This window comes from Geomonas sp. Red32 (genome assembly GCF_023652955.1).
Lineage (GTDB): Bacteria > Desulfobacterota > Desulfuromonadia > Geobacterales > Geobacteraceae > Geomonas.
In genome coordinates this window covers 1,195,799-1,215,718 of sequence record NZ_JAKLOY010000001.1, presented here as the reverse complement: position 1 = coordinate 1,215,718, position 19,920 = coordinate 1,195,799, and the positions used below count along the sequence as shown (strand labels likewise).

Genomic DNA, 19,920 nt, shown 5'->3' with positions numbered 1-19,920 from the left:
CGAGATTTCTCCGTTTACTTAAACAAAGTCTCATGCTAGAATCCGGCTCCGATTCCGCATCTGCCGCTTTTCCACCACCGATAACCGGAAGGTTTCCGTATGTCTTTTGACGGCGATTTACAACATTTCCCGATCGCGGACGTCATCCAGCTTCTGCACGCCACCGCCAAGTCCGGCACCCTGACCCTGAGGAGCCTCAAAGGGGAGAGCCAGCTGGTCTTCAAGGACGGCTACATCGTCAGCGCCAACCACGTGAACAACAGCGTCCGCATCGGCCAGATCCTGATGGACATGGGGGTCATCACCGCGGAAGAGCTGGAGAGCGCGCTCCACGAGCAGCAAAAGGCCGGCTCCGGCCGCAAGCCGATCATCCAGACCCTGATCGAGGGGGGGAGAATCCACCCCGACCAGGCCTACCACGGGCTGGAAGTGCTGATCGAGATGACGATCGTGGAGGTGCTCACCTGGATCAGGGGGACCTTCTCGCTCGACGTCGAGAAGACCATCGCCAGCGACGAATACCGCTACTTCCCCGAGCAGCTCAAGAAGGACATCCATCTCAACACCCAGAGCGTGCTGATGGACGCACTGAGGATCTACGACGAGCGCAAGCGCGACGGCACCCTCGAGGACGGCTCCCTCTTCCGCCCGCTCGGCCCGGGACTGGCGATGGCCGCCGAACCCGCCGATGCCGAACTGTCGGCCGCCGACCTCGGGCTGGACGAGCTGGACGGCCTGGAGAGGAAGATCCCCAAGGCCTTCTCGGCACTGGACGAGGTGGAGGAGGAAACCCCGAAGAAGCGGCTGCAGGGGGTATTGACCGGCATCGCCGCCGAAGAGCAACAACAGCTCTTCCGTTATCTGGAAAGCCTGGCCGACCGCCCCGAACCGCTCCCCGCCGAGGCGGCGGTGGTGCTCTTCTCCGCCGACCCCGTGGTCCGCGAGTGCGTTTCCGCGGTCAGCGGTGCCGGGTTCGTCTGCGCCACCCGCGACGCCGCCGGGCTCGACGCCATTATCGACCAGCTCCACTCGAAGGGGCGCCGTCCCGTGCTGGTCGTCGACGGGGCCGAGGCAGCCGGAAGACCGGCGGCCGCCAGGGAAACCGTGGCACTCGTCCAGGAGAAGGTAGGGAAATTCGCCGCGCTGAGGGTCCTGGTGCTGTGCGCCCCGTGGGATCTCGAGCTGAGCGCCCACGCCCTTCAGTCCGGCGCCGAGGCGGTGGTCCCCAAGGCGAGCCGTGCCGAGCGGAGAGAAACCTTCATCTCCGACACCATCGAGTGCTCGCGCGCCCTCGATGCCGTGCTCAGGAAGGGGGCACCGGCGCTCAAGGAGGGAACCCAGGGAAGCCTGCCGCGGGTCAAGGAGCTCTTCTCCTCCTTCGCCGATCTGCGCGAGCCTTCCGAGGTGACCTTTACCCTGTTGAAATCGGTGGGGGGATTCTTCTCCCGCGCCGTGACCTTCGTGGCTGTGCGCTCGGAGCTCGTTGCCGAGCGTGGTATCGGCGTCACGGCGCCCGGCGAGGTCACCCCGCTCCGCCTGAGGCTGCCAGTCGCTCCCCACTCCCTTTTGCAGCAGACCCTGGAAGGCCAGTGCTACTACGGGGACGCCGACGCTTCGCTTAGGGAGACCATCCGCGGCGCGATCGGGCTGCCAGCCAGCATGAAGGCCCTGCTCCTGCCGGTGAAAAGTTTCGGCCGGGTCATCGCCCTCATCTACGCCGACTTCGGCGACCGCGCGGGGGGCGAGCCCCAGCTGGAGCTTCTGGAAGTACTCGCCCAGCACGCGGGAGTGGTGATCGACAACGCCCTGTACCGCAAGCGCTGCGCACAGAAATAGCGGTGGCTCCACCCTCCACGATGGGAAGGATCCCCCAGTCATTTGCAATGTAGATGGAAGCGGTAGCACCAGAGGAGGGTAGTTCATGGCCATCGACGCCAAGGTTTTCGTGCAGATCCTGGAAATCGCCTTCAACAAGAAGGTCTCCGACGTCCACTTCGAGGTCGACAACCCTCCCTTCTTCCGGGGCAAGGGACAGATCATCCGCTCCAAGCTCCCGGCCCTTCTGGCCGAAGATACCGAGTTCATCGCCCACCAGATCCTGGCCCACAACAACCGTAAGTGGGAGCAAGACCAGAAGGAATTCGACACCTCCTTCTCGCTCCCCAGCGGCGCCCGCTTCAGGGTCAGCATCTTCCGCCAGCGCGGCTGCTTCGGCATCATCATGAGGGTGATCCCCGCCAATATCGGGAACTTCGACGAGCTCCGCCTCCCGCCGGTGCTGGGCGAAGTGGTCAAGGCCCCCAACGGGCTCGTGCTGGTCACCGGACCCACCGGCAACGGCAAGTCCACCACCCTCGCCTCGATGCTCCGCCACATCAACGAGACCTTCTCCTACAACTGCATCACCATCGAGGACCCGATCGAGTTCCTCTTCACCTCGCAAAAGAGCTGCATCATCCAGCGCGAGGTCGGCATCGACACCGACAGCTTCAGCTCGGCTCTCAAGGCCGCGCTCCGCATGGACCCGGACCTGATCATGGTCGGCGAGATGCGGGACCGGGCCACCATCGAGGCCTGCCTGATGGCCGCCGAGACCGGGCATCTGGTCCTTTCCACGCTGCACACCCAGGGGGCGGTCTCGACCATCAACCGCATCATCGGCCACTTCCCCCCCGAAGCGCAGGAGATCGTCCGCCACCGGCTGGCCGACATCCTGGTCGCCACCATCTCGATCCGCCTGATCATGAACAAGACCGGCGAGTTCATCCTCCCCGTGCTTGAGATCATGCGCGGCACCTCCACCATCCAGAGCTGCATCAGGGAGGGAAGGCTGGACGAGATCGAGGCCCACATGGAGAACAGCCGGAGTCAGTACCAGATGCAGACCCTCGACCAGCACCTGATCCAGCTCCACGAACAGGACCTGATCACCATCGAGGAGGCCAAGCGCCTCTCCCACTCGATGGACCTCGAACGGAAGATGATGTTCACCAACTAGCCTACGCCCGCTACTGGGGACGGGGACGGGAAACAGAAAGGGGACTGGCACCTTACGGAGCTAGTCCCCTCTATTTTCCAGCCGTTTTAACTTCCGCTACGACAGGGAGTCGATCAGTTCCTCGATCTCCCGCCGCAGGCCCGCTACCTCCCCCCGCAGCTCGCCCACCTCCGACTCCAACGCGGCCAACCGCGCGGCGGCTGCTCCGCCGCCTCCACTTCTCGCGGCCCGGGCCGGGGCGCCCCCTTCAAGGTCAGCGGTTCCCTCTTCGCTTTGCCAGCCCTGGTCGTCCGTCTCGCTCTCCTCGGCGATCTCCGGCATTCCGGCAAAGAGCTGTGCGTAGCGCGGTTCCTTGCGCCCCGGCTGCCGCGGAAGCCTGACCACCAGCGGCGGACCGGCTTGCAAGAGCGCGCCCATGGCGCTCTCCATGGCGGCCACGTCGGCAAAGGATGCCATCCGGTCGCAGCGGCTTCTCAACTCGCCCGGGGTCTGCGGGCCCCTCAGCATCAGCTCCGCCAACAGCGCGCGGGGCCCTTCGGCCAGGCCCAGCTTGTCCGTTACCGAGTGGCAGTAGCGGGGGACCCGCCCCCCAACCGTGGTCAGCCGCGCGAGCCCCCGGGCCCCGAGCCGCTCCAGAGCAGCCAACACCTCCGCCTCGGTGAGCGACATGGCCGGCTCCCGGTTGGACTTCTGGTTGCAGGCCGCCACCAGCGCATTCAGGCTCAACGGGTAGTTCTCCGGGGTAGAGAGCTCCTTCTCGATGAGGCTGCCGAGCACCCTGATTTCCAGCTGGTCGAGGTTCATTTTCATGGCAATCTCCTGCCCTTTTTGGAACTATGCGATTTTGCGGGGGTGACAGCGGCACCCGAAATAGGTATGATAGACCGAATTCTGTCCGCCGCAGCCCGGCAACCGCCGCGGAGGCTTCGAGAGAGGAAATATAATGCCGGCCATTCGAACCGCCATACTCGCCACCCTGCTCACCGTAGGGATCACCACCCAGGGCTACTGCTTCTGCTTCGACGAAGCGGGCGCCGAGTACGGTATCAATCCCCAGATCCTGCGCGCCATTGCCAAGGTGGAGTCCAACTTCAATCCCACCGCCGTCAATCGCAACGCCAACGGCACCTTCGACTTCGGTCTGATGCAGATCAACTCCAGCTGGGCCTCGGTGCTCGGCAAGAAGCGCTGGAACAACCTCGGCGACGCCTGCTTCAACACCAAGACCGGCGCCTGGATCCTCGCGATGTGCATCAGCAAATACGGCTACAACTGGAAGGCTATCGGCTGCTACAACAGCCAGACCCCCCAGAAACGGGACGTCTACGCCAGGAAGGTTTTCGCCCAGTTGCAGAAGGTGAAACCGGTTGAGCAGGAGGCGGCCTACGGTCCGCTCAAGGAGAACGTCGAGGCGCTGGTCAAGGAGAAGGTGGACGGCTGGGTGGAGGCGGCGGCCCAAGGGAAGAAGCGCGAGTTCGTCGCCAAGGGGAAACCGTACGTCCCGGTGCCGAAAGAGGTGCTCCAGGAGCCCCCGACGATGAACGAATCATCCCTCAAGCACGCTCTTCCCCCTCCGGCTGCCGCTGCGCCGCCGGAACTCTCCAGCGGCCTGAAGAACAACGAATCGTCGCCCGAGGCCGAATTGCCCCAACTCCAAAACGCCGGCGTGATGCCCTAGCCGGATCCCTCCATCACCATCAGCGCTGGCTGCATCCCGGCGGGAGTACCCACTGCTGCTTGGCAGCCGCCGGCTGGTCGCCGATCAGGACCTTCCTTCCGGCCGCATCCTCAGACTGGACGAGGAAACCGGCCGGCGCCCCCCCTCCCTCCAGCGGATGCACTCCGAAGTCCGGCGCGATGCCGAGCATCTGCAGCAGATCCCTTACGATTCCCCTGAAATCCCCCCTGAAATCCCCCCTGGCATCGACCCTCAGCACGTGGTACCCCGCTGCCTTCAGCAGCCTCGTGAGCGTCTCGGTGTAGGCGTCCGGCGTCCCCAGGTTCACGATGTAACGCCCCCCCTTGAACTCGAAGTAGCGGTCCACCATGATGCTGAAAGGGGGAGAATAGGCGCTTCCCGAATCGATGATCTTGTTTTTCGCCCACTTGATGGAAAGTGCGTTGAGTACCGAGTCGATGGTGCGCCCGGCATCGTGATCCGCGACCGAACAGTACCAGACCGGCCCGGTAATCACCTGCGGCTTGGGCGGCGCCTGCACCGCCGAAGGGGCGGGGGCTGGAGCGGCGGGGGCTTGAACAGCGGGAACTGGAGCAGCCGGAGCCGGAGCCGGAGCCGGAGCCGGAGCCGGAGCCGGAGCCGGAACTGCCGGAACTGCCGGAACTGCCGGAGCAGCGTGGCTAGCCGGGGCTGCCGGAGCAGCGTGGCGAGCCGGGGCCGCCGGAGCATGAGACGGGGCCGCAGAGGTCGGATGAGTGGGAGCTGCCGGGGCAACGGCTGCCGGATGAGCCTGCCGGGGAGCAGCAGTTTCCTTCCCTGACGGCCTGCTCTTCTCGCCTGCTTCCTGCTTGGCGGCGGCCGGAGGCTGGACTGGCGCCTGTCCGGCAGCCGCTGTCGATGCCCGCTCTCCGGAAGAGGGGGCCTTCGGCTGGCTCTCTTCCTTCCCAGCCGGGGTCTTGGCCGCCAGCCGCGCCGCCTCCTGCTTCCCGCACGGGATCAGCAGCTCGCTCCCCACCTTCAGGTCGTGAATGTTGGCGACATGGTTGATCCTGACGATTTCGGGGATCAGCCGCTCGGCCTGCTCGTTGGACATCCCGACGTGCCCCATCAGGATCTTGAAGATGTAATCCCCCCGCCGGATGGTGTAGCGGCAATAACCGGGATGCTCGGACGGCTCACGGTTCTCGGAGGTCTCACCGCGCTCGGCGGTCTGCTCTTTCGCCTTTCCTTCCTTCTTATGGCGGACGGGTTTCTTCTTCTCCACCTTCGGCGCCGGCGCTTTTTCCCGCTCCAGCTCCTTGATGTCGATGTCGTAAGGTGCCTTTTCAGCCAGCGCCAGCGATGGTCCCAGCAGGCAGAAGAGGGCGGGGAGGAGGACGGCCCCCTGTTTCACCCCGTTCAACAGCTGCCTCTTTTCCGATGCCGGTGCTTCATTTCGATGTTTCATCACGTACTATGACTCCTTGCCAGGACCGGACCCGCCTCAGGGGTAAAAAACCACCAGCCCCTTGAGGGCGTGATCACTCTTTTTTCGATAGATGGTGAGCCCAAGACCGCCCGGCCCGACTCCGTGCTCGACGAGGAAGCCCCCCTTGGTCTCGGTCGACTTCACCTGGTAGTGGTCGATGCCGCCGAACTCGAGCAGCGCCCGCTGGTAAATCTGGTCCGAGATGGTTTGGCCGCTCGGCGCGAGCACCTGGAGGGCCTTATAGAGGCTCCCCTCTTTGTACAGCTTGTACTCCGCCCTGGTTCCTATCAGCCGCTGCCACCCGGGGTGGCTCTTGCTGTAGGCGGGGTCGATGGTTACTCCCGCGAGGAAGGGGGGGAGGGAGGTGACCCCTTTGACCTTGGCCGTGGCCGCCGGACGCGCTACCTGCTGGGGCGCCGCCGGATGTTGAGCGGCGGGGGCCGGCTGGACTTTCGCGGGCTTGGATACGGCTCCCTGCGGTGCAGGCGGTGCCTTGACTGCAGGCGGTGCCTTTGCTGCGGGCGGCGCGGCAGGGGGCACCACCGGAGCGGCAGGCTTAGCCGATCCGGCGGGAAGCGTCCCGGCAGGAGCGGTGGCCGACTTGGGTGCCTGAGCGGCGCCAGCCTTGGGAGCGGCAGGTGCGGGAGCGGCGCCCCCGGAAACCGGCGGAGCGGGGAGCGCGTTGGATGCCGCCGCGGGAGATGCGGGCTGACCCGGTTTCGCTCCGGACGGCGCAGGCTTGGTTCCCGGCGCGGCCGGGGCGACTCCGGCAGCGGGCTTCTTCACCGAAGCGGAACGGGGTCCGAACGGTCCCACGATGTAAAGGACCAGCGGGATGAAGATAAGGGCGACCGCCAGCGGGATACTCCATGCCGCCCGTTTCTTCTTCGAGGAAGCCTTCTCCTGCGCGTCCAGACTCTGGAGATATTCGTCGACGTAAATGGGGCGGGCGGGGCTCTCCGCTTCCTCCCCCGGCCGCGACGGTGTTGCCGCCGATGCTTGCCTGCTCTCTACCTGCCTGCTCTCTACCTGTCCGCTCTCACCCTCCGCGCCCTGGCGGGACGATGCGCGGCGCATCATTTCGGCGAAGGTCTCCTCCTCGCCAGCCGGGGCCTCCTCGGCGGGGGCACTCTTCTCCTCGGCGGCGCTCACCTCCCCGGTCTTGGCGGCGGTGTCAGCGGTAAACCACTCCCGGGTCGGAATGTAGGGAGCCGCCGCGGGGGGCGGGACCTTCGCATGGGCGGGAGCCGCCGCGGGAGGTTGCAGTGCGGAAACCTGCTGCGGCACCAGTTGCGGCACCGGTGGCTGCGCCTCGGGACGTACGGCCCCAGGCTCCTCGGCCACCGGAGGCGCCGGTACGGTGGAAAAAGGCGCTGCCGTCAGCTCTTCGCCGGCCGCTTCGCTCGCGAGGCCACCTTCCTCGCCAGCCCCCCTGCCTACTGCAGCGGCAGGCTCATCCTTCGCCTTCGCGTTTCTCTTCGCCGGGGTCCCCTCACCTTTGCCGGCGTCCTTTGCCGGCGGCTTGGAACGTTTACCCGAGACGATTCCTTTGATCCCCTCCGCCAGCGCCTGGTCGTCATCGGCCAGGTCGAGGTACCGCTTGGCCTGTTTCTGGGCCAGCTCCACGTCGTCCTGATCGACGGCGAGGATGACCACCTTGGCCCTGGGGGGGAGGATCTTCTTGAGATGGCGCAGTGCGATATCGCTGGAGAAGCCGGAAATCCGGCTTTGGGCGAAGATGAGTTGCGGAGCCGGGTCCCCGATTTCCTCGGCGGAAAGGGAGAGAGTGGCGGAGGTTCGCAGTTGCAGGACTCCGTCCTTTTCCAGGGACTGGAATACCCGCTGTACACGTTCGATGTCGGTGATGAGTAAGATGGAAGTCATTGATACCCTTTGCTGTTCCGGCGCATTCTAGGGGAGCGGCAGGAAATAATCAATCTCAATCCGCTCATGAGAAAGGTTTTTTACAGGTAAAAGTGCCGTTACGTTTACAGTTTGTTGCACGACAGGTGGGGAGTGTGCTAAATTGGCCGATGCTTTTTCAGCCGGTAAGTATATCCTGTTATTTTTACTTGGCATCTCCCCATTGTCTTTTCTGTGGTGGATCTCCTGGAGGGTCCTGATCAGGACTCCGGGAGCATCGTGAACACTTCCCGCCCCGTCAGCCAAGGGCGGTGATCAGTGGGAGGAAACCCGACATGGCCTATCTGTCCGTATGTATGCGATTCATCGGCAGCCGACTGGCTATCAAGGCGCTGCTTCTACTCCTATTGGCCGGCATCCTGGCCGGCTGCAACACCACCTACATCCCGGTATGCTGGGGGCTGGGGAACAAGCCGAAGGAACTTTCCCGCACCGACACCACCCTCATGACCCTGTTCGAGCATTTCGACAAGGACCGCTTCACGCTCAGGCTCGGCGGCTCTTCCTTCGAGGAGGTCATGATGCCGAGCGAGGTGAAATACCACCTCGGCGCCTACCGCCCCGACACCAAGCAGATCTACCGCAACCTCTACCGTGAGTACAACGACCGGGAACTGCGCGACCTGCTGGTGCATGAGCTCGCCCACCACATCTGGTTCAACTACATGTCGGTGGCGCAGAGGGACGAGTGGAAGGAATACCTGACCAAGAATCCGAACTCGGCCCAGACCATGGTGCGGATGGCCTATCCCGATCCGAGGACCTGGGATACCGAGGACTTCGCCTTCGCCATGCAGTACGCGAGAAGGGAAGACATCAAGGAGCTGAACGCCATCAAGCTCATTTCCGACGAGGAGTGTGCCGCCATCCTCAAGTCGCTTCCGGCGGACGCCCCCGTACCCGCGAAAGCGGAGGCCACCTCTCCCCCCAAGAATCCCCCTGCCGCGGCCGGCACCCAGCCAAAGCGTGCCGCTTCGGCGATAACCATGGACAATAGATGAGAGTACTCGATTCACTGGAGCGCAAGCTCGGGCGCTTCGCAATACCGAACCTCACGATCTACCTGATCGCCGGTCAGTCGCTTTTCTACGTGATGTACATGACCGGCAAGCTCGACCCTTCCGCCACCCTGCTCTCCGCCGACCGGCTGATGGCGGGAGAGTGGTGGCGGATCGCCGCCCTCCCGTTCGACCCGCCCCGCCAGAGCCTGCTCTTCGCCCTCTTCGCGTGGTACTTCTTCTACCTGCTCGGCTCCGCCCTCGAGGCCCACTGGGGAGCCTTCCGCTACAACGCATTCCTCCTCCTCGGCTGCCTGATCACCATCGCGGCCTCGTTCCTGGTGCCCCACCTGCCGGTCGGGAACACCTTTTTGGCCGGGTCGGTGTTTCTGGCCTTCGCCACCCTTTTCCCGGATTACCAGATCCTCCTCTTCTTCGTGCTGCCGGTCAGGATCAAGTGGCTGGCCATACTGACCTGGGCCGGGTACGGCTACCTCCTCCTTTTCGGCGGCTGGGCCGCCAGGGTCTCGGTGCTGGCTGCCACCGGCAATTACCTCATTTTCTTCGCCAGGGATATCGTCAACTCCACCGGCTACCGCCGGAGGAGTTTCCTCAGCAAGGCCGCCCTTCCCCGCCGCGAGCGCGACTATCATCACCGCTGCACGGTCTGCGGGATCACCGACCGGACGCATCCCGACATGGATTTCCGCTACTGCCCGCAATGTAACGGCCAGTACGGCTACTGCCGGGAACACATCTTCCGCCACGAACACAAGAAGTAACGCCCAGGCCGCGGCCTGCTACCGGCCGCTCCCCGGCGCCGCACCATCGAACACGGAGGGATCATGCTCGACAAACTAAGCAGCATAGGCAGCAAGCTCAACAACCTCGGCGACGAACTGTACGAGAGCTGGAGCTACGACCAGCGCCGGGCCGAGATCGGCAAGCTGGTGGACGGCTACCGCAATGGTCTCCCGGTCCAGATCCTCTGCATCCTCTCCACCTCGATCGCCGGGAGCTCGGAGCTTGCCAACGAGCACATCTCGGCCTTCCTGAGCCGCAAGGAGCGCAAGGCCATCGTCAAAAACGAGTCCGGCGACAACCGCGAGCTGCAATCCCTCCTGAAGGCAACGCTTCTGTAGGAGAAGGGGATGACGCTCACCCAGCATCTGGCGCTGACCGCGGTGGCGGCGGTGCCTCTCGCTCCCCTTCTCACCGGCCACGAGCTCGCCCTCTTCGCGGTAGGCTCGGTGCTGATCGACGTCGACCACTACCTTTTATACGTGCAGCGCAGGCGCTCCCTGAGCGTCTCCGGGATGTTCGCCTACTTCAGGGATCTGCAGCCTATCCAGACCCGGATCCCCTACGTGGGGCTTTGCCTCTTCCACACCATCGACTTCTTCATCCTGCTCGCCCTCCTCGCCCTCTGGTATCCCCCTGTCCTCTACCTTCTGGCCGGCTGCCTCTATCACTTCGCCATCGATCTTTTCGACCTCCGCCGCAAGAAGGTGATCTTCATCCGCCCCTTCTTTCTCGTCGAACACTTCGTCCGCCGCCGGGCCCAGGGGTACCCCTGGTACTGAGCGGTTGCACGACAGCCCTTTCTAGATTAATCTTTGCTAATGCTTTTCCGTTGCTGACGCACGCCGATTCCCGCGCCACGCCGCCTGGAGCCCGTTTTGCCCATCGGGCAGTCATCGTTTCACTGCCTTTCGCAGCCAATGGACGACCGCCATGGACAGCGATCAGAACCGTACCCTTCCCGCGCCCCCCAACGCCGACGAGCAGCAGGCGTTTATCGACCGCTTCGCCTGTCTCATGGCGGGAGACGGCGATCCCCGCATCGTGCTGACCAATATCTACAAGGAGATGCCGATCTCCCACCCGGCCTCGCTGTGGGAGGTCAAGGGGAACCACATCGAGCTGGAGACCTGCGAGCTCCAGCTGGCGGCCATCTCCCACTGCAGCGAGGCGTACATCCAGTCCCCCCTGGTCGAAACCCCGGTCCTCGCCCAGCTGGAGAGCATCGACATCCGCCGCTGCACCGTCCGGCTGCACAACTTCAGCTACTGCGAGCTCTACGTCAACCGCCGCAGCGCCGTCCGGGTCCGTTTCAAGCGGCCGGTCAACATGGTCGCCACGGCTGCCGGCTGCAAGATCCACGGGCTGGCCCACGATATTTCCCTGGAGGGGTGCTGCCTCTTAACCCTTACCCGCCCGCCGCTGACGCCGGGAGACCCAGCCGAGCTGCAGCTCCATCTTTTGGCCCCCCTCACCAACGAAACCCTCGACGTCGAGATCCCGTCCACGGTGATACGCATCGCCGGGGAGACCCCTCCCTACAAGCTCGTGCTGGGCTTCGGCCACACTCAGCACTCCGAGCACCTGCTGTCGGTGTACATCAACCAGCGTCAACACGAACTCCTGAAGGAGCTCCGCGCTTCCCTTTGAGGTGGAGTCCACTTGCGTCCTTCCCCCTCCCGTTGCATTCTTAATGGGAAAGGTTATCCCGGAGATCCAATCATGCCCCACCGCGACCACCGTCATCCCCCGGGCGCACCGGCCCCGGTGTTCCCCCCCCGTCCCAACCTGACCTTGATCGGCATGCCCGGTTCCGGGAAGAGCATCGTGGGGAGGATCGTCGCCTCCCGTTTGGGGTGGGATTTCGTCGACACCGACAAGCTCATCGAGGCAGCCCACGGCAAGCCGTTGCAGGAACTCGTGAACGGGCTGGGAGCGGTGGAGTTCAGGCGGGTCGAGGAACGGGCCGTGCTCGAACTGGCTCCCCCCCGTCCCACCGTGATCGCCACCGGGGGGAGCGTGGTCTACTCCGAGGCCGCCATGGAACACCTCGCCTCCCTCGCCACCCTGGTCTTTCTCGACGCCCCCGCCGACGTCATCCGGCGCCACGTCGATGGAGAAGCCCCTCGCGGGATCGTGGGGATGCCGGAGGGGGGGATCGAGGCTCTGCACCGGGAGCGGCTTCCCCTCTACCGGCGCCACGCGACCATCGTGGTGCGGACCTCCCACGAGCCGCCGGAAGAGGAGGCGGAAAACGTCCTCGCGGCGTTACGAAACGCGGGGGTCCTTCCTCTCCACGGGGGCGCATCGCCCATCCCCTGACCGGGAGACATCATCCCTGCTTCTCCTTTGTTCCCGGAGCCATTGATGGTATGATGCGCCATCCCGGAACCAGGAGAGCGCTATGTCCCACAGCCAGCACCCTTTTCACACCCTCACCCCCGACTTCATCATCGACGCCGTCGAAAGCCAGGGCCTTCGAAGCGACTGCCGCACCCTGGCCCTGAACAGTTACGAAAACCGCGTTTACCAGGTGGGAATCGAGGAGGGATCGCCGCTGATCGCCAAGTTCTACCGCCCCGGGCGGTGGAGCGACCGGCAGATCGCCGAGGAGCACGACCTCTGCGCCGAACTGGTCGAGCACGAGCTCCCGGTGGTGGCGCCGGTCCGCAACGGGAAGGGGGAGAGCGTCTTTCATTTCCATGGCTTCCGGTTCGCCCTCTACCCCCGGCAGGGAGGACACGCCCCCGAATTCGACAACCTCGACAACCTGCTTATCCTCGGACGCCTGCTCGCCCGCATGCACAACGTAGGTGCCGTCCGCCCCTTCGAGGAACGTCCCCGGCTCGACAGCGACAGCTTCGGGCACCAGAGCGTCGCGCTCATCTCGGAACGCTTCATCCCCGCCGAATACCGGGAAAGCTATCTCGCGGTCACCGCCCAGCTCCTCTCCGCCATCGAGGCGGCCTTCGCCGCAGCCGGGGAGATCCGCTACCTGCGGACCCATGGCGACTGCCACGCCGGGAACATCCTCTGGCGGGACGACAATCCCCACTTCGTGGACTTCGACGACGCCCGCATGGCGCCGGCGGTGCAGGATCTCTGGATGATGCTTTCGGGAGAGCGGCCACGAAGGATGGCCCAGCTGGAGGCATTGATGAAGGGGTACCGGGAATTCCGCGACTTCGACCGGCGCGAGCTCCGGCTGGTGGAACCGCTGCGTGCGCTGCGGATGCTCCACTACAGCGCCTGGCTCGGAAGCCGCTGGGAGGATCCCATCTTCCCGAGCACCTTCCCCTGGTTCAACACGGTGCGCTACTGGGGCGAGCACATTCTGCAGCTGCGCGAACAGCTGGCCGCGCTGGAAGAGGATCCGCTAGAGCTTGACTGAGGTGCGAGCTAGACGATCCCGAGCTTTCGCAGCAGGGGGAGTTTTTCGTTGCGGAAGGTTTCGGCCTGGGAGCGGAGCTCGGCGAGATTATCCTCCTCGGACATGAGGATCTCACCGTCGCGGGAGAGCTTGTGGTTGTGGGCCTTCATGTTGTCCCAGATCCAGGGGACCGGGTCGCTCCCCGCGCCGGTGGACTGGCAGGCGATCAGCAGACGTTCCAGCCATTCGAGCTTGAGGGCGTTTTGCAGAACGGGGGAGGCGAGGGAGAGCTTCTCCAGGTTGTTCAGCTCCCGGTCCAGGAGCGCGGCGTTCAGGTTCTTCACGGCGATGGTGGCCAAAAGCGGCGGCTCCACGGCGGGCAGCAGGCACTCCGCCGACAACAGCACCAGCAGCGCCTCCACCACCCTCCCGATCCGCAGCGAGGCGAGCTCGTCGCGCTGCATCAGCTGATCCAGCGTCTGGGGCCGTTGGTCCAGGGCGGCCAGGATAGGATCGTAGAGCTCGCGGTCGAACAGCACCTCCCCCACCGGGAAAAGCGCCTTTCTTTCCAAAGATCCTGCCGAAACCACCAGCGCGAGCCTTTGCGCACGGAAGCGCTCTACCTGCTCTTCGGGGGTAAGGCGCGGCCGCCCCTTGGTGAAGATATCCCGCCGCAGCATCGGACAGGCGGTGAAATCCTTCAGCGTCTCCCTCAACACCCGGTCGGCCACCTCGTCCAGGATCTCCTGCTGGGGCTGAGAGAAGCGAAGCATGTCCTGGTGGTCGACGAAATTGGCCGCCCCCGCAAAGGCGAGCCCTGCCGGAGCGAGCTCGCGCACCACGTCGGCATGGTAGTAGGGGGTCCAGTCGCGGTTGAAAAACTCGTGGGCGATGTAGTTGCGGGGAAGCGTGCAGAGGTACTCGAAGAAATCCCTGGTCGAGGTGCCGCCGTCGAAGAGAGCGATGCCGGCCTCCTTCAGCCTTTCGGCGAAGGCGACCGCGCGGTCGACCCGCTGCTCGAGAGTTCCCGGCTGGCTGTCGGCATAGGAGGAAAGGAGCTGGCGCAGCGGAGCGTGGGGGCTCCAGCCGGGGAGGGAGTTGTAGCTCAGGTAGACGACACCGCCCGGCTTGAGCTTCTTGCGGAGGAACTCGCGGATGTACCGCCGGTTCTCCTCTCCGACCCAGCTGTAGATCCCGTGCATGACCACGAAATCGAAGTCGGGGAGGGTGATGCTTTCCAGCTGGGAGAAGCTCGCCTCCCAGAAGGTGGCGTTCTTGAGGCCGGTGCGGGAAGCGAGGGTGCGGGCGCCCGCGATGTGGGCGGCATTGAAATCGACGGCGTGGAAGCGCCCTTCCGGGTGGCAGGCGGCGAAGAGGTTGACGGATTCGCCCTGCCCGCACCCCAGGTCGCAGTAGGTGAATCCTTCCTGGAGGGGAATCGGTTCGAGGCTCTGGAGAAGCAGCGCCATGTTTAGTACGGAGGGGGCCAGCTCGCGGTAGACGCCGTGTACGTACTCTATTCCGGTTATGTAACCGTCCTTCCAATCCATGCCATCCTCAACGTACTGCCATTGCATTCCAACGCAAAGCTACATCCCCGGGATCAATTTGGTGAAGATACCGGCCGGCGACTGCAAGGGTCCCAGCGGATTCACCTGGTCCTGCATGGTATCGATCTGGGGCTCGCCACTGGAGAGTTTGTAGGCCACGTGGTGGTCGATGAAGACGATCAGCGCCTTGAAGCGCCATCCCGTCTCGTGGGTTTTTTTCCTGAAATTGAAGATGTCGAGCCAGAAGCTGCCGATCCGTTTACTGTTTATACGGGAGGGCTCGAAGACATAGGCCCTGCAATCGGAGCGCGCCCTCAGACACGCCTGCAGGCCGGGATCGAGTTCCTGCAGCGGAATACTCTGAACGTTGGCCGCTATGTCGAGGTAGTTCAGCACCTTGATGTTAGGAGACCCCTTGATGTCGAAGCCCAGATCCTTCAGATCGTCCACCGTTGTCTTGCCGATGGTGATGGCATCGAACGCCTTCTTGGCGTCTGCGTACTCCGTCCAAGGGGATTCCGCTACCTGCTTGCTGCGCGGCAATAGGGAAGCACAACCCATCTCCACGGTCAAGCAGATAACGGCCAGCAGTCGAAGTAGCAGCACCTTTCTCATGGCGGTAGTCCAGTCGCTTATTCAGTTCCGGTGTGATGGTTGACCCTTACTATTAACCTTAATCCATTCTATAAATAGTGCTACTCTCACGGGCTCAGCTTTTTGCGTTTCGCCTTCAATCCGCAATGAGGACAGCGCTTATCCGGAACCGAGCGGCGGCAGGAGTCGCACCAGTACGACAGGATCGCGTCCATGCCGCAGGCCGGGCATTCCCCGTCCCGGCCGCTGCAACCGCACCCGCTTCCTTCCTTTTCCATGGCGTACCTCCGGCCACTCTGGCGTTAGTTGACCGCCGCCGCTCCGCTCCCGGCGGGGCTCCGGCGGCAGGCCCCTGGGCGGCTATCCCTTCTTCCCTCCCTTGTCGAGCATCTTCTTCAGGTACTGACCGGTATAGGAGCGGGGGACTTCGGCCACCTGTTCCGGGGTTCCGGTGGCGATGATCTCGCCCCCCCGGTCGCCCCCCTCGGGGCCGAGGTCGACGATCCAGTCGGCGGTCTTGATGACGTCGAGGTTATGCTCGATGACCACGATGCTGTTGCCGGCGTCGACCAGCTTGTGCAGTACCTCGAGAAGCTTGGCGATATCGGCGAAGTGCAGGCCGGTGGTCGGCTCGTCGAGGATGTAGATGGTCCGCCCGGTGGCCCTCTTGGAGAGTTCCTTGGCGAGCTTGACCCGCTGGGCCTCCCCGCCGGAGAGGGTGGTGGCCGACTGGCCGAGCTTGATGTAGCCAAGGCCGACTTCCTCGAGCGTCCTCAGCTTGCTCTTGATGCGGGGGATGTGCTCCAGGAAGGTGAGCGCCTGGGAGACGGTCATGTCGAGCACCTCGGCGATGGAGCGTCCCTTGTACTTCACCTCCAGGGTCTCGCGGTTGTAGCGCGCCCCCTTGCAGACCTCGCACTGGACGAAGACGTCGGGGAGGAAGTGCATCTCGATCTTGATGATGCCGTCCCCCGAGCAGGCCTCGCAGCGCCCCCCCTTCACGTTGAAGGAGTAGCGTCCCGGCTTGTAGCCACGCATCTTGGATTCCGGGAGCTGGGCGAAGATGTCCCGGATCTCGGTGAAGAGCCCGGTGTAGGTGGCCGGGTTGGAGCGCGGGGTGCGCCCGATGGGGGACTGGTCGATGTTGATGACCTTGTCGAGCACCTCGATGCCCCGGATGTCCTTGACCGCCCCCGCCTTCTCCCGGCTCTTGTAGAGCTTCTGGTTCAAGAGCTGGTAGAGGGTGTCGATCACCAGCGTGGACTTGCCGGAGCCGGACACGCCGGTGACGCAGGTCATCACCCCGAGCGGGATCTCCACCGAGACCCCCTTGAGGTTGTTTTCGCTGGCCCCCTCGATGGTGAGGAAGCGGTTCCCCTCGCGCCGTTTCTTGGGAACCGGAATGGCGAGCTTGCCGGAGAGGTAGAGCCCGGTGAGCGAATGGGGATTGGCCATGATCTCGGCCGGGGTCCCCTCGGCCACCACCTCGCCCCCGTGCACGCCGGCGCCGGGGCCCATGTCGATCACCCAGTCGGCCTCCTCGATGGTCTCCTCGTCGTGTTCGACCACGAGCACCGTGTTCCCCAGGTCCCGCATGTGCCGGAGGGTGTTCAGAAGCCGGGTATTGTCGCGCTGGTGGAGACCGATGGAGGGCTCGTCCAGAATGTAGAGCACCCCGACCAAGGAGGAGCCGATCTGGGTGGCGAGCCGGATACGCTGCCCCTCACCACCTGAAAGGGTCCCCGAGGAGCGGTCAAGCGACAGGTAGTCGAGGCCGACGTTGACCAGGAAGTTCAGCCGTTCCCTGATCTCCTTCAGGATGCGGCGGGCGATGTCCTCCTCCTTCTCGGTCAGCTCCAGCGACTCGAAGAAGTGCAGGGAATCCTTGATGGAAAGGGCGGTCACCTGCTGGATGTTCCGTTCGCCCACCAGCACGAAGAGCGCCTCCTTCTTGAGACGGGCGCCGTTGCAGGTGGGGCACGGCATGACGTTCATGTACTTTTCGAGCTCTTCACGCACCATCTCGGAATCGCTCTCGCGGTGGCGGCGCTCAAGGTTGTTGAGGACCCCTTCGAACGCCTTGCGGTAGAAGTGCCGCTTCCCACTCTCGTCCTCCCACCAGAAGTCGACCAGCTCCCCGTTCGAGCCGTTCATGATGACGTCCTTGGCGTCCTTGGAGAGTTTATTGTAGGGGGTGTGGACGTCGAAGCCGTAGGACTTGGCCAAGGCCTCCAGGGTCTGCTGGTACCACCCCGAGAAACGCTTTTCCCACGGGGCGATGGCCCCCTCCCGCAGCGTCAGGGCCGCGTCCGGAACCACCAGCTCCTCGTCGAGGTACATCCTGGTACCGAGGCCGGTGCAGTCGGGGCAGGCGCCGTAGGGGTTGTTGAAGGAGAACATGCGCGGGGTCATCTCGGGATAGGAGATGCCGCATTCGATGCAGGCCGACGACTCCGAGAAGAGCAGCGTCTCCTCCTCGATCTCCCGCTCCTTGTCAGGAGACAGAGCCACCTTGACGATCCCCTCGGCATGGGAGAGCGCCGTCTCCAGCGAATCCGCCAGCCGCCGTTCGATCCCCGGCTTGACCACCAGGCGGTCCACCACGATGTCGATGTCGTGCTTTTTCTTCTTGTCGAGTACGATCTCCTCGGCGAGGTCGTAGGTGGTGCCGTCCACGATGACCCGGACGAAGCCGTCCTTACGGAGCTGCAGGAGTTCCTTCTTGTACTCCCCTTTCCTGCCGCGGACGAGGGGGGAGAGGAGGGTGAGCTTGGCCCCCTGGGGGAATGCCATGACCTGGTCCACCATCTGCGTCACCGTCTGCGAGGTGATGATGCGCCCGCAGTTGTAGCAGTGGGGCTTGCCGATGCGGGCGAAGAGGAGCCTCAGGTAGTCGTAGATCTCGGTTACAGTGCCAACGGTCGAGCGGGGATTCTTGCTGGTGGTCTTTTGCTCGATGGAGATGGCCGGAGAGAGTCCCTCGATCGATTCCACGTCGGGCTTCTCCATCTGCTCCAGGAACTGGCGGGCATAGGCGGAGAGCGACTCTACGTAACGCCTTTGCCCTTCTGCGTAGATGGTATCGAAAGCGAGGGTTGATTTGCCAGAACCGGAGATGCCGGTGATGACAACGAGTTTGTCGCGGGGAATCTCAACGTCGATGCACTTGAGGTTGTGTTCGCAGGCACCCTTTACCACTATTTTATCAGTCGCCATTTCACTCCCAATCTGTCGTTCTCTAGCTTTGCACGAGCCGCAGCCTCAATAGTAGCATACCCGGGAGGCCTTTTACACGGCACGGGGGTTGTGGAAAGATACTCCTCATCCGTCCCTCCCTTTCCGCAGAGCGGCGGGGGGGAAGGGAGGTTCGTTTAGCTGTACAGTTTTCCGGCGGCGGGCCGATAAGATAGCTGTACCGGCCCTCGCACCGGCCAGTATGAGAGTCAATCGCCATTCAGGGAGAGCACCATGAAACGCTCCTTTGCCCGTATCGTCACGCCCGTCATCCTCGGCCTGAGCCTCGCCATCCCCGCCTGGCCCGCGCCCCCCGCCCCCGGCCCCGCGACCGGCAAGGACGAGGCGGCCGCCCTCAAGGAGGCGGAGCTGAAGCTGGCCGCCCTTGCCCGTGAGGCGGAAACCCCTCCGGCGAAGGCCAAGAAGCCGGCGAAGAAGAAGGTTCACGCGAAGAAAAAGCGGTCGGCGAAGGCGCACAAAGGTGACGCCAGCGGCGCGGCCGTCAAGGTCGTGAAGGTCACCGACCGCAGGCTCACCTCCGCGGAAGTCCAAGGGATCCTCGCTACCACCCGCGACCTCTCGGGGACCGATCTGAGCGGTCTGAGCCTGGTCGGGATGGATCTGAGCGGCGTCCGCTTCAACCGCGCGAACCTCAAGCAGGCCAATCTCGAGCGGGCCGACCTGGCCGACACCGATCTCGAGCTCGCCGATCTCTCCGGGGCCAATCTCAAGGGTGCCTCGCTCAACCAGGCGCGCCTGCGCGGCACGCGGCTGGTGGGGACCCGCATGGAAGGGGCCCTCTGGATCGACCGGACCGTTTGCCGCCCCGGCTCAGTCGGGAGTTGCATCGAGTAGCAGAATCAGGCCCCCCCTTGTCAAAGGGGGGACAGGGGGGATTTGCCGTTGACGGACCGCAAGGCAAATCCCCCTAAAGCCCCCTTTATCAAGGGGGACTTTTCTTCCCCTCAACAACCCGCTCCCAATTAAAAAAGCCCCGGAGGGTCACTCCGGGGCTTTTTGGTAGCTTTAAAGCTCGGCTTTAAATTTTGGTGACGTTGGCGGCCTGCAGGCCTTTCGGCCCATTCTGCACGTCAAACTCAACGGCATCACCTTCAGCAAGGGACTTGAAACCGTCGCCCTTGATCGCGGAGAAGTGTACGAATACGTCCTCGCCGTTATCCTGCTCGATGAAACCAAACCCTTTGCTGTCGTTGAACCACTTCACTACACCTTTTGCCATTACTGCGTTCTCCTGTTACTTTCTTCTTTAATTAGTGCCGGGAGGATTCCCGGCACATGTAGGATT

Annotated in this window: 19 protein-coding genes; 11 read left to right on the top strand and 8 right to left on the bottom strand. The window is 63.8% G+C overall.

Annotated features, from left to right (window positions below; genetic code table 11):
* Positions 1–99 precede the first annotated feature (99 nt).
* Together L4X63_RS05315 and L4X63_RS05310 are read left to right on the top strand one after the other, a co-directional pair.
* Positions 100–1,836 carry a DUF4388 domain-containing protein gene (locus L4X63_RS05315; protein WP_250677543.1) on the top strand — a complete coding sequence of 579 codons (1,737 nt, stop codon included), beginning with the start codon at positions 100–102 and terminating at the stop codon, positions 1,834–1,836.
* 91 nt (positions 1,837–1,927) lie between these two features.
* A complete protein-coding gene (locus L4X63_RS05310; protein WP_250677884.1) occupies positions 1,928–2,998 on the top strand; it encodes a type IV pilus twitching motility protein PilT in 1,071 nt (356 codons plus the stop codon).
* Between the two features lie 96 nt (positions 2,999–3,094).
* Here L4X63_RS05310 and L4X63_RS05305 read toward each other — a convergent pair whose 3' ends face one another.
* Positions 3,095–3,808 (bottom strand): YceH family protein, encoded by a 714-nt coding sequence (locus L4X63_RS05305; protein ID WP_250677542.1) that lies wholly within the window; start codon positions 3,806–3,808, stop codon positions 3,095–3,097.
* Between the two features lie 133 nt (positions 3,809–3,941).
* On the opposite strand from L4X63_RS05305, the gene L4X63_RS05300 reads away from it, so the two are divergent.
* Positions 3,942–4,676, top strand: coding sequence for a lytic transglycosylase domain-containing protein (locus tag L4X63_RS05300; protein ID WP_250677541.1), 735 nt, complete (start codon positions 3,942–3,944; stop codon positions 4,674–4,676).
* A gap of 19 nt (positions 4,677–4,695) precedes the next feature.
* On the opposite strand, the gene L4X63_RS05295 is transcribed toward L4X63_RS05300, so the two are convergent.
* Both L4X63_RS05295 and L4X63_RS05290 read right to left on the bottom strand, forming a co-directional pair.
* Positions 4,696–6,123, bottom strand: coding sequence for a LysM peptidoglycan-binding domain-containing protein (locus L4X63_RS05295; RefSeq protein WP_250677540.1), 1,428 nt, complete (start codon positions 6,121–6,123; stop codon positions 4,696–4,698).
* Between the two features lie 36 nt (positions 6,124–6,159).
* Positions 6,160–8,028: a hypothetical protein gene (locus tag L4X63_RS05290; protein ID WP_250677894.1), complete on the bottom strand. Its 1,869-nt coding sequence runs from the start codon at positions 8,026–8,028 to the stop codon at positions 6,160–6,162.
* Between the two features lie 335 nt (positions 8,029–8,363).
* Between L4X63_RS05290 and L4X63_RS05285 the strand changes: the two genes are divergently transcribed.
* The 7 genes from L4X63_RS05285 (at position 8,364) to L4X63_RS05255 (ending at position 13,257) form a co-directional block, all read left to right on the top strand.
* Positions 8,364–9,068, top strand: coding sequence for a hypothetical protein (locus L4X63_RS05285; protein ID WP_250677539.1), 705 nt, complete (start codon positions 8,364–8,366; stop codon positions 9,066–9,068).
* A complete protein-coding gene (locus L4X63_RS05280; RefSeq protein ID WP_250677538.1) occupies positions 9,065–9,847 on the top strand; it encodes a hypothetical protein in 783 nt (260 codons plus the stop codon). Before L4X63_RS05285 ends, L4X63_RS05280 begins: the two co-directional genes overlap by 4 nt.
* Positions 9,848–9,910: 63 nt before the next feature.
* Positions 9,911–10,207, top strand: a complete 297-nt coding sequence (locus L4X63_RS05275) for a hypothetical protein (protein ID WP_250677537.1) — start codon at positions 9,911–9,913, stop codon at positions 10,205–10,207.
* 9 nt (positions 10,208–10,216) lie between these two features.
* Positions 10,217–10,648, top strand: coding sequence for a hypothetical protein (locus L4X63_RS05270; protein WP_250677536.1), 432 nt, complete (start codon positions 10,217–10,219; stop codon positions 10,646–10,648).
* A 151-nt stretch (positions 10,649–10,799) separates the two neighbouring features.
* Entirely contained in the window at positions 10,800–11,516 is a 717-nt protein-coding gene (locus L4X63_RS05265; protein WP_250677535.1) for a PilZ domain-containing protein, read from the top strand.
* Between the two features lie 72 nt (positions 11,517–11,588).
* Positions 11,589–12,188 (top strand): shikimate kinase, encoded by a 600-nt coding sequence (locus L4X63_RS05260; RefSeq protein ID WP_250677534.1) that lies wholly within the window; start codon positions 11,589–11,591, stop codon positions 12,186–12,188.
* An 82-nt stretch (positions 12,189–12,270) separates the two neighbouring features.
* The gene (locus L4X63_RS05255; protein ID WP_250677533.1) at positions 12,271–13,257 is read left to right on the top strand and encodes a serine/threonine protein kinase; all 987 of its coding nucleotides are present in this window, start codon (positions 12,271–12,273) and stop codon (positions 13,255–13,257) included.
* A gap of 8 nt (positions 13,258–13,265) precedes the next feature.
* Here L4X63_RS05255 and L4X63_RS05250 read toward each other — a convergent pair whose 3' ends face one another.
* From L4X63_RS05250 to uvrA, 4 genes are all read right to left on the bottom strand, one after another.
* The gene (locus L4X63_RS05250; RefSeq protein ID WP_250677532.1) at positions 13,266–14,813 is read right to left on the bottom strand and encodes a class I SAM-dependent methyltransferase; all 1,548 of its coding nucleotides are present in this window, start codon (positions 14,811–14,813) and stop codon (positions 13,266–13,268) included.
* A gap of 12 nt (positions 14,814–14,825) precedes the next feature.
* Positions 14,826–15,401, bottom strand: a complete 576-nt coding sequence (locus L4X63_RS05245; protein WP_250677531.1) for a hypothetical protein — start codon at positions 15,399–15,401, stop codon at positions 14,826–14,828.
* A gap of 86 nt (positions 15,402–15,487) precedes the next feature.
* Positions 15,488–15,658 (bottom strand): hypothetical protein, encoded by a 171-nt coding sequence (locus L4X63_RS05240; RefSeq protein WP_250677530.1) that lies wholly within the window; start codon positions 15,656–15,658, stop codon positions 15,488–15,490.
* A gap of 82 nt (positions 15,659–15,740) precedes the next feature.
* The gene (gene uvrA / locus L4X63_RS05235; RefSeq protein ID WP_250677529.1) at positions 15,741–18,596 is read right to left on the bottom strand and encodes an excinuclease ABC subunit UvrA; all 2,856 of its coding nucleotides are present in this window, start codon (positions 18,594–18,596) and stop codon (positions 15,741–15,743) included.
* 252 nt (positions 18,597–18,848) lie between these two features.
* Here uvrA and L4X63_RS05230 point away from each other — a divergent pair, with 252 nt between their 5' ends.
* Positions 18,849–19,469 (top strand): pentapeptide repeat-containing protein, encoded by a 621-nt coding sequence (locus L4X63_RS05230; protein WP_250677528.1) that lies wholly within the window; start codon positions 18,849–18,851, stop codon positions 19,467–19,469.
* A 184-nt stretch (positions 19,470–19,653) separates the two neighbouring features.
* Here the strand turns inward: L4X63_RS05230 and L4X63_RS05225 are convergent, their stop codons facing one another.
* A complete protein-coding gene (locus L4X63_RS05225) occupies positions 19,654–19,854 on the bottom strand; it encodes a cold-shock protein (protein WP_250677527.1) in 201 nt (66 codons plus the stop codon).
* Positions 19,855–19,920: the final 66 nt, after the last annotated feature.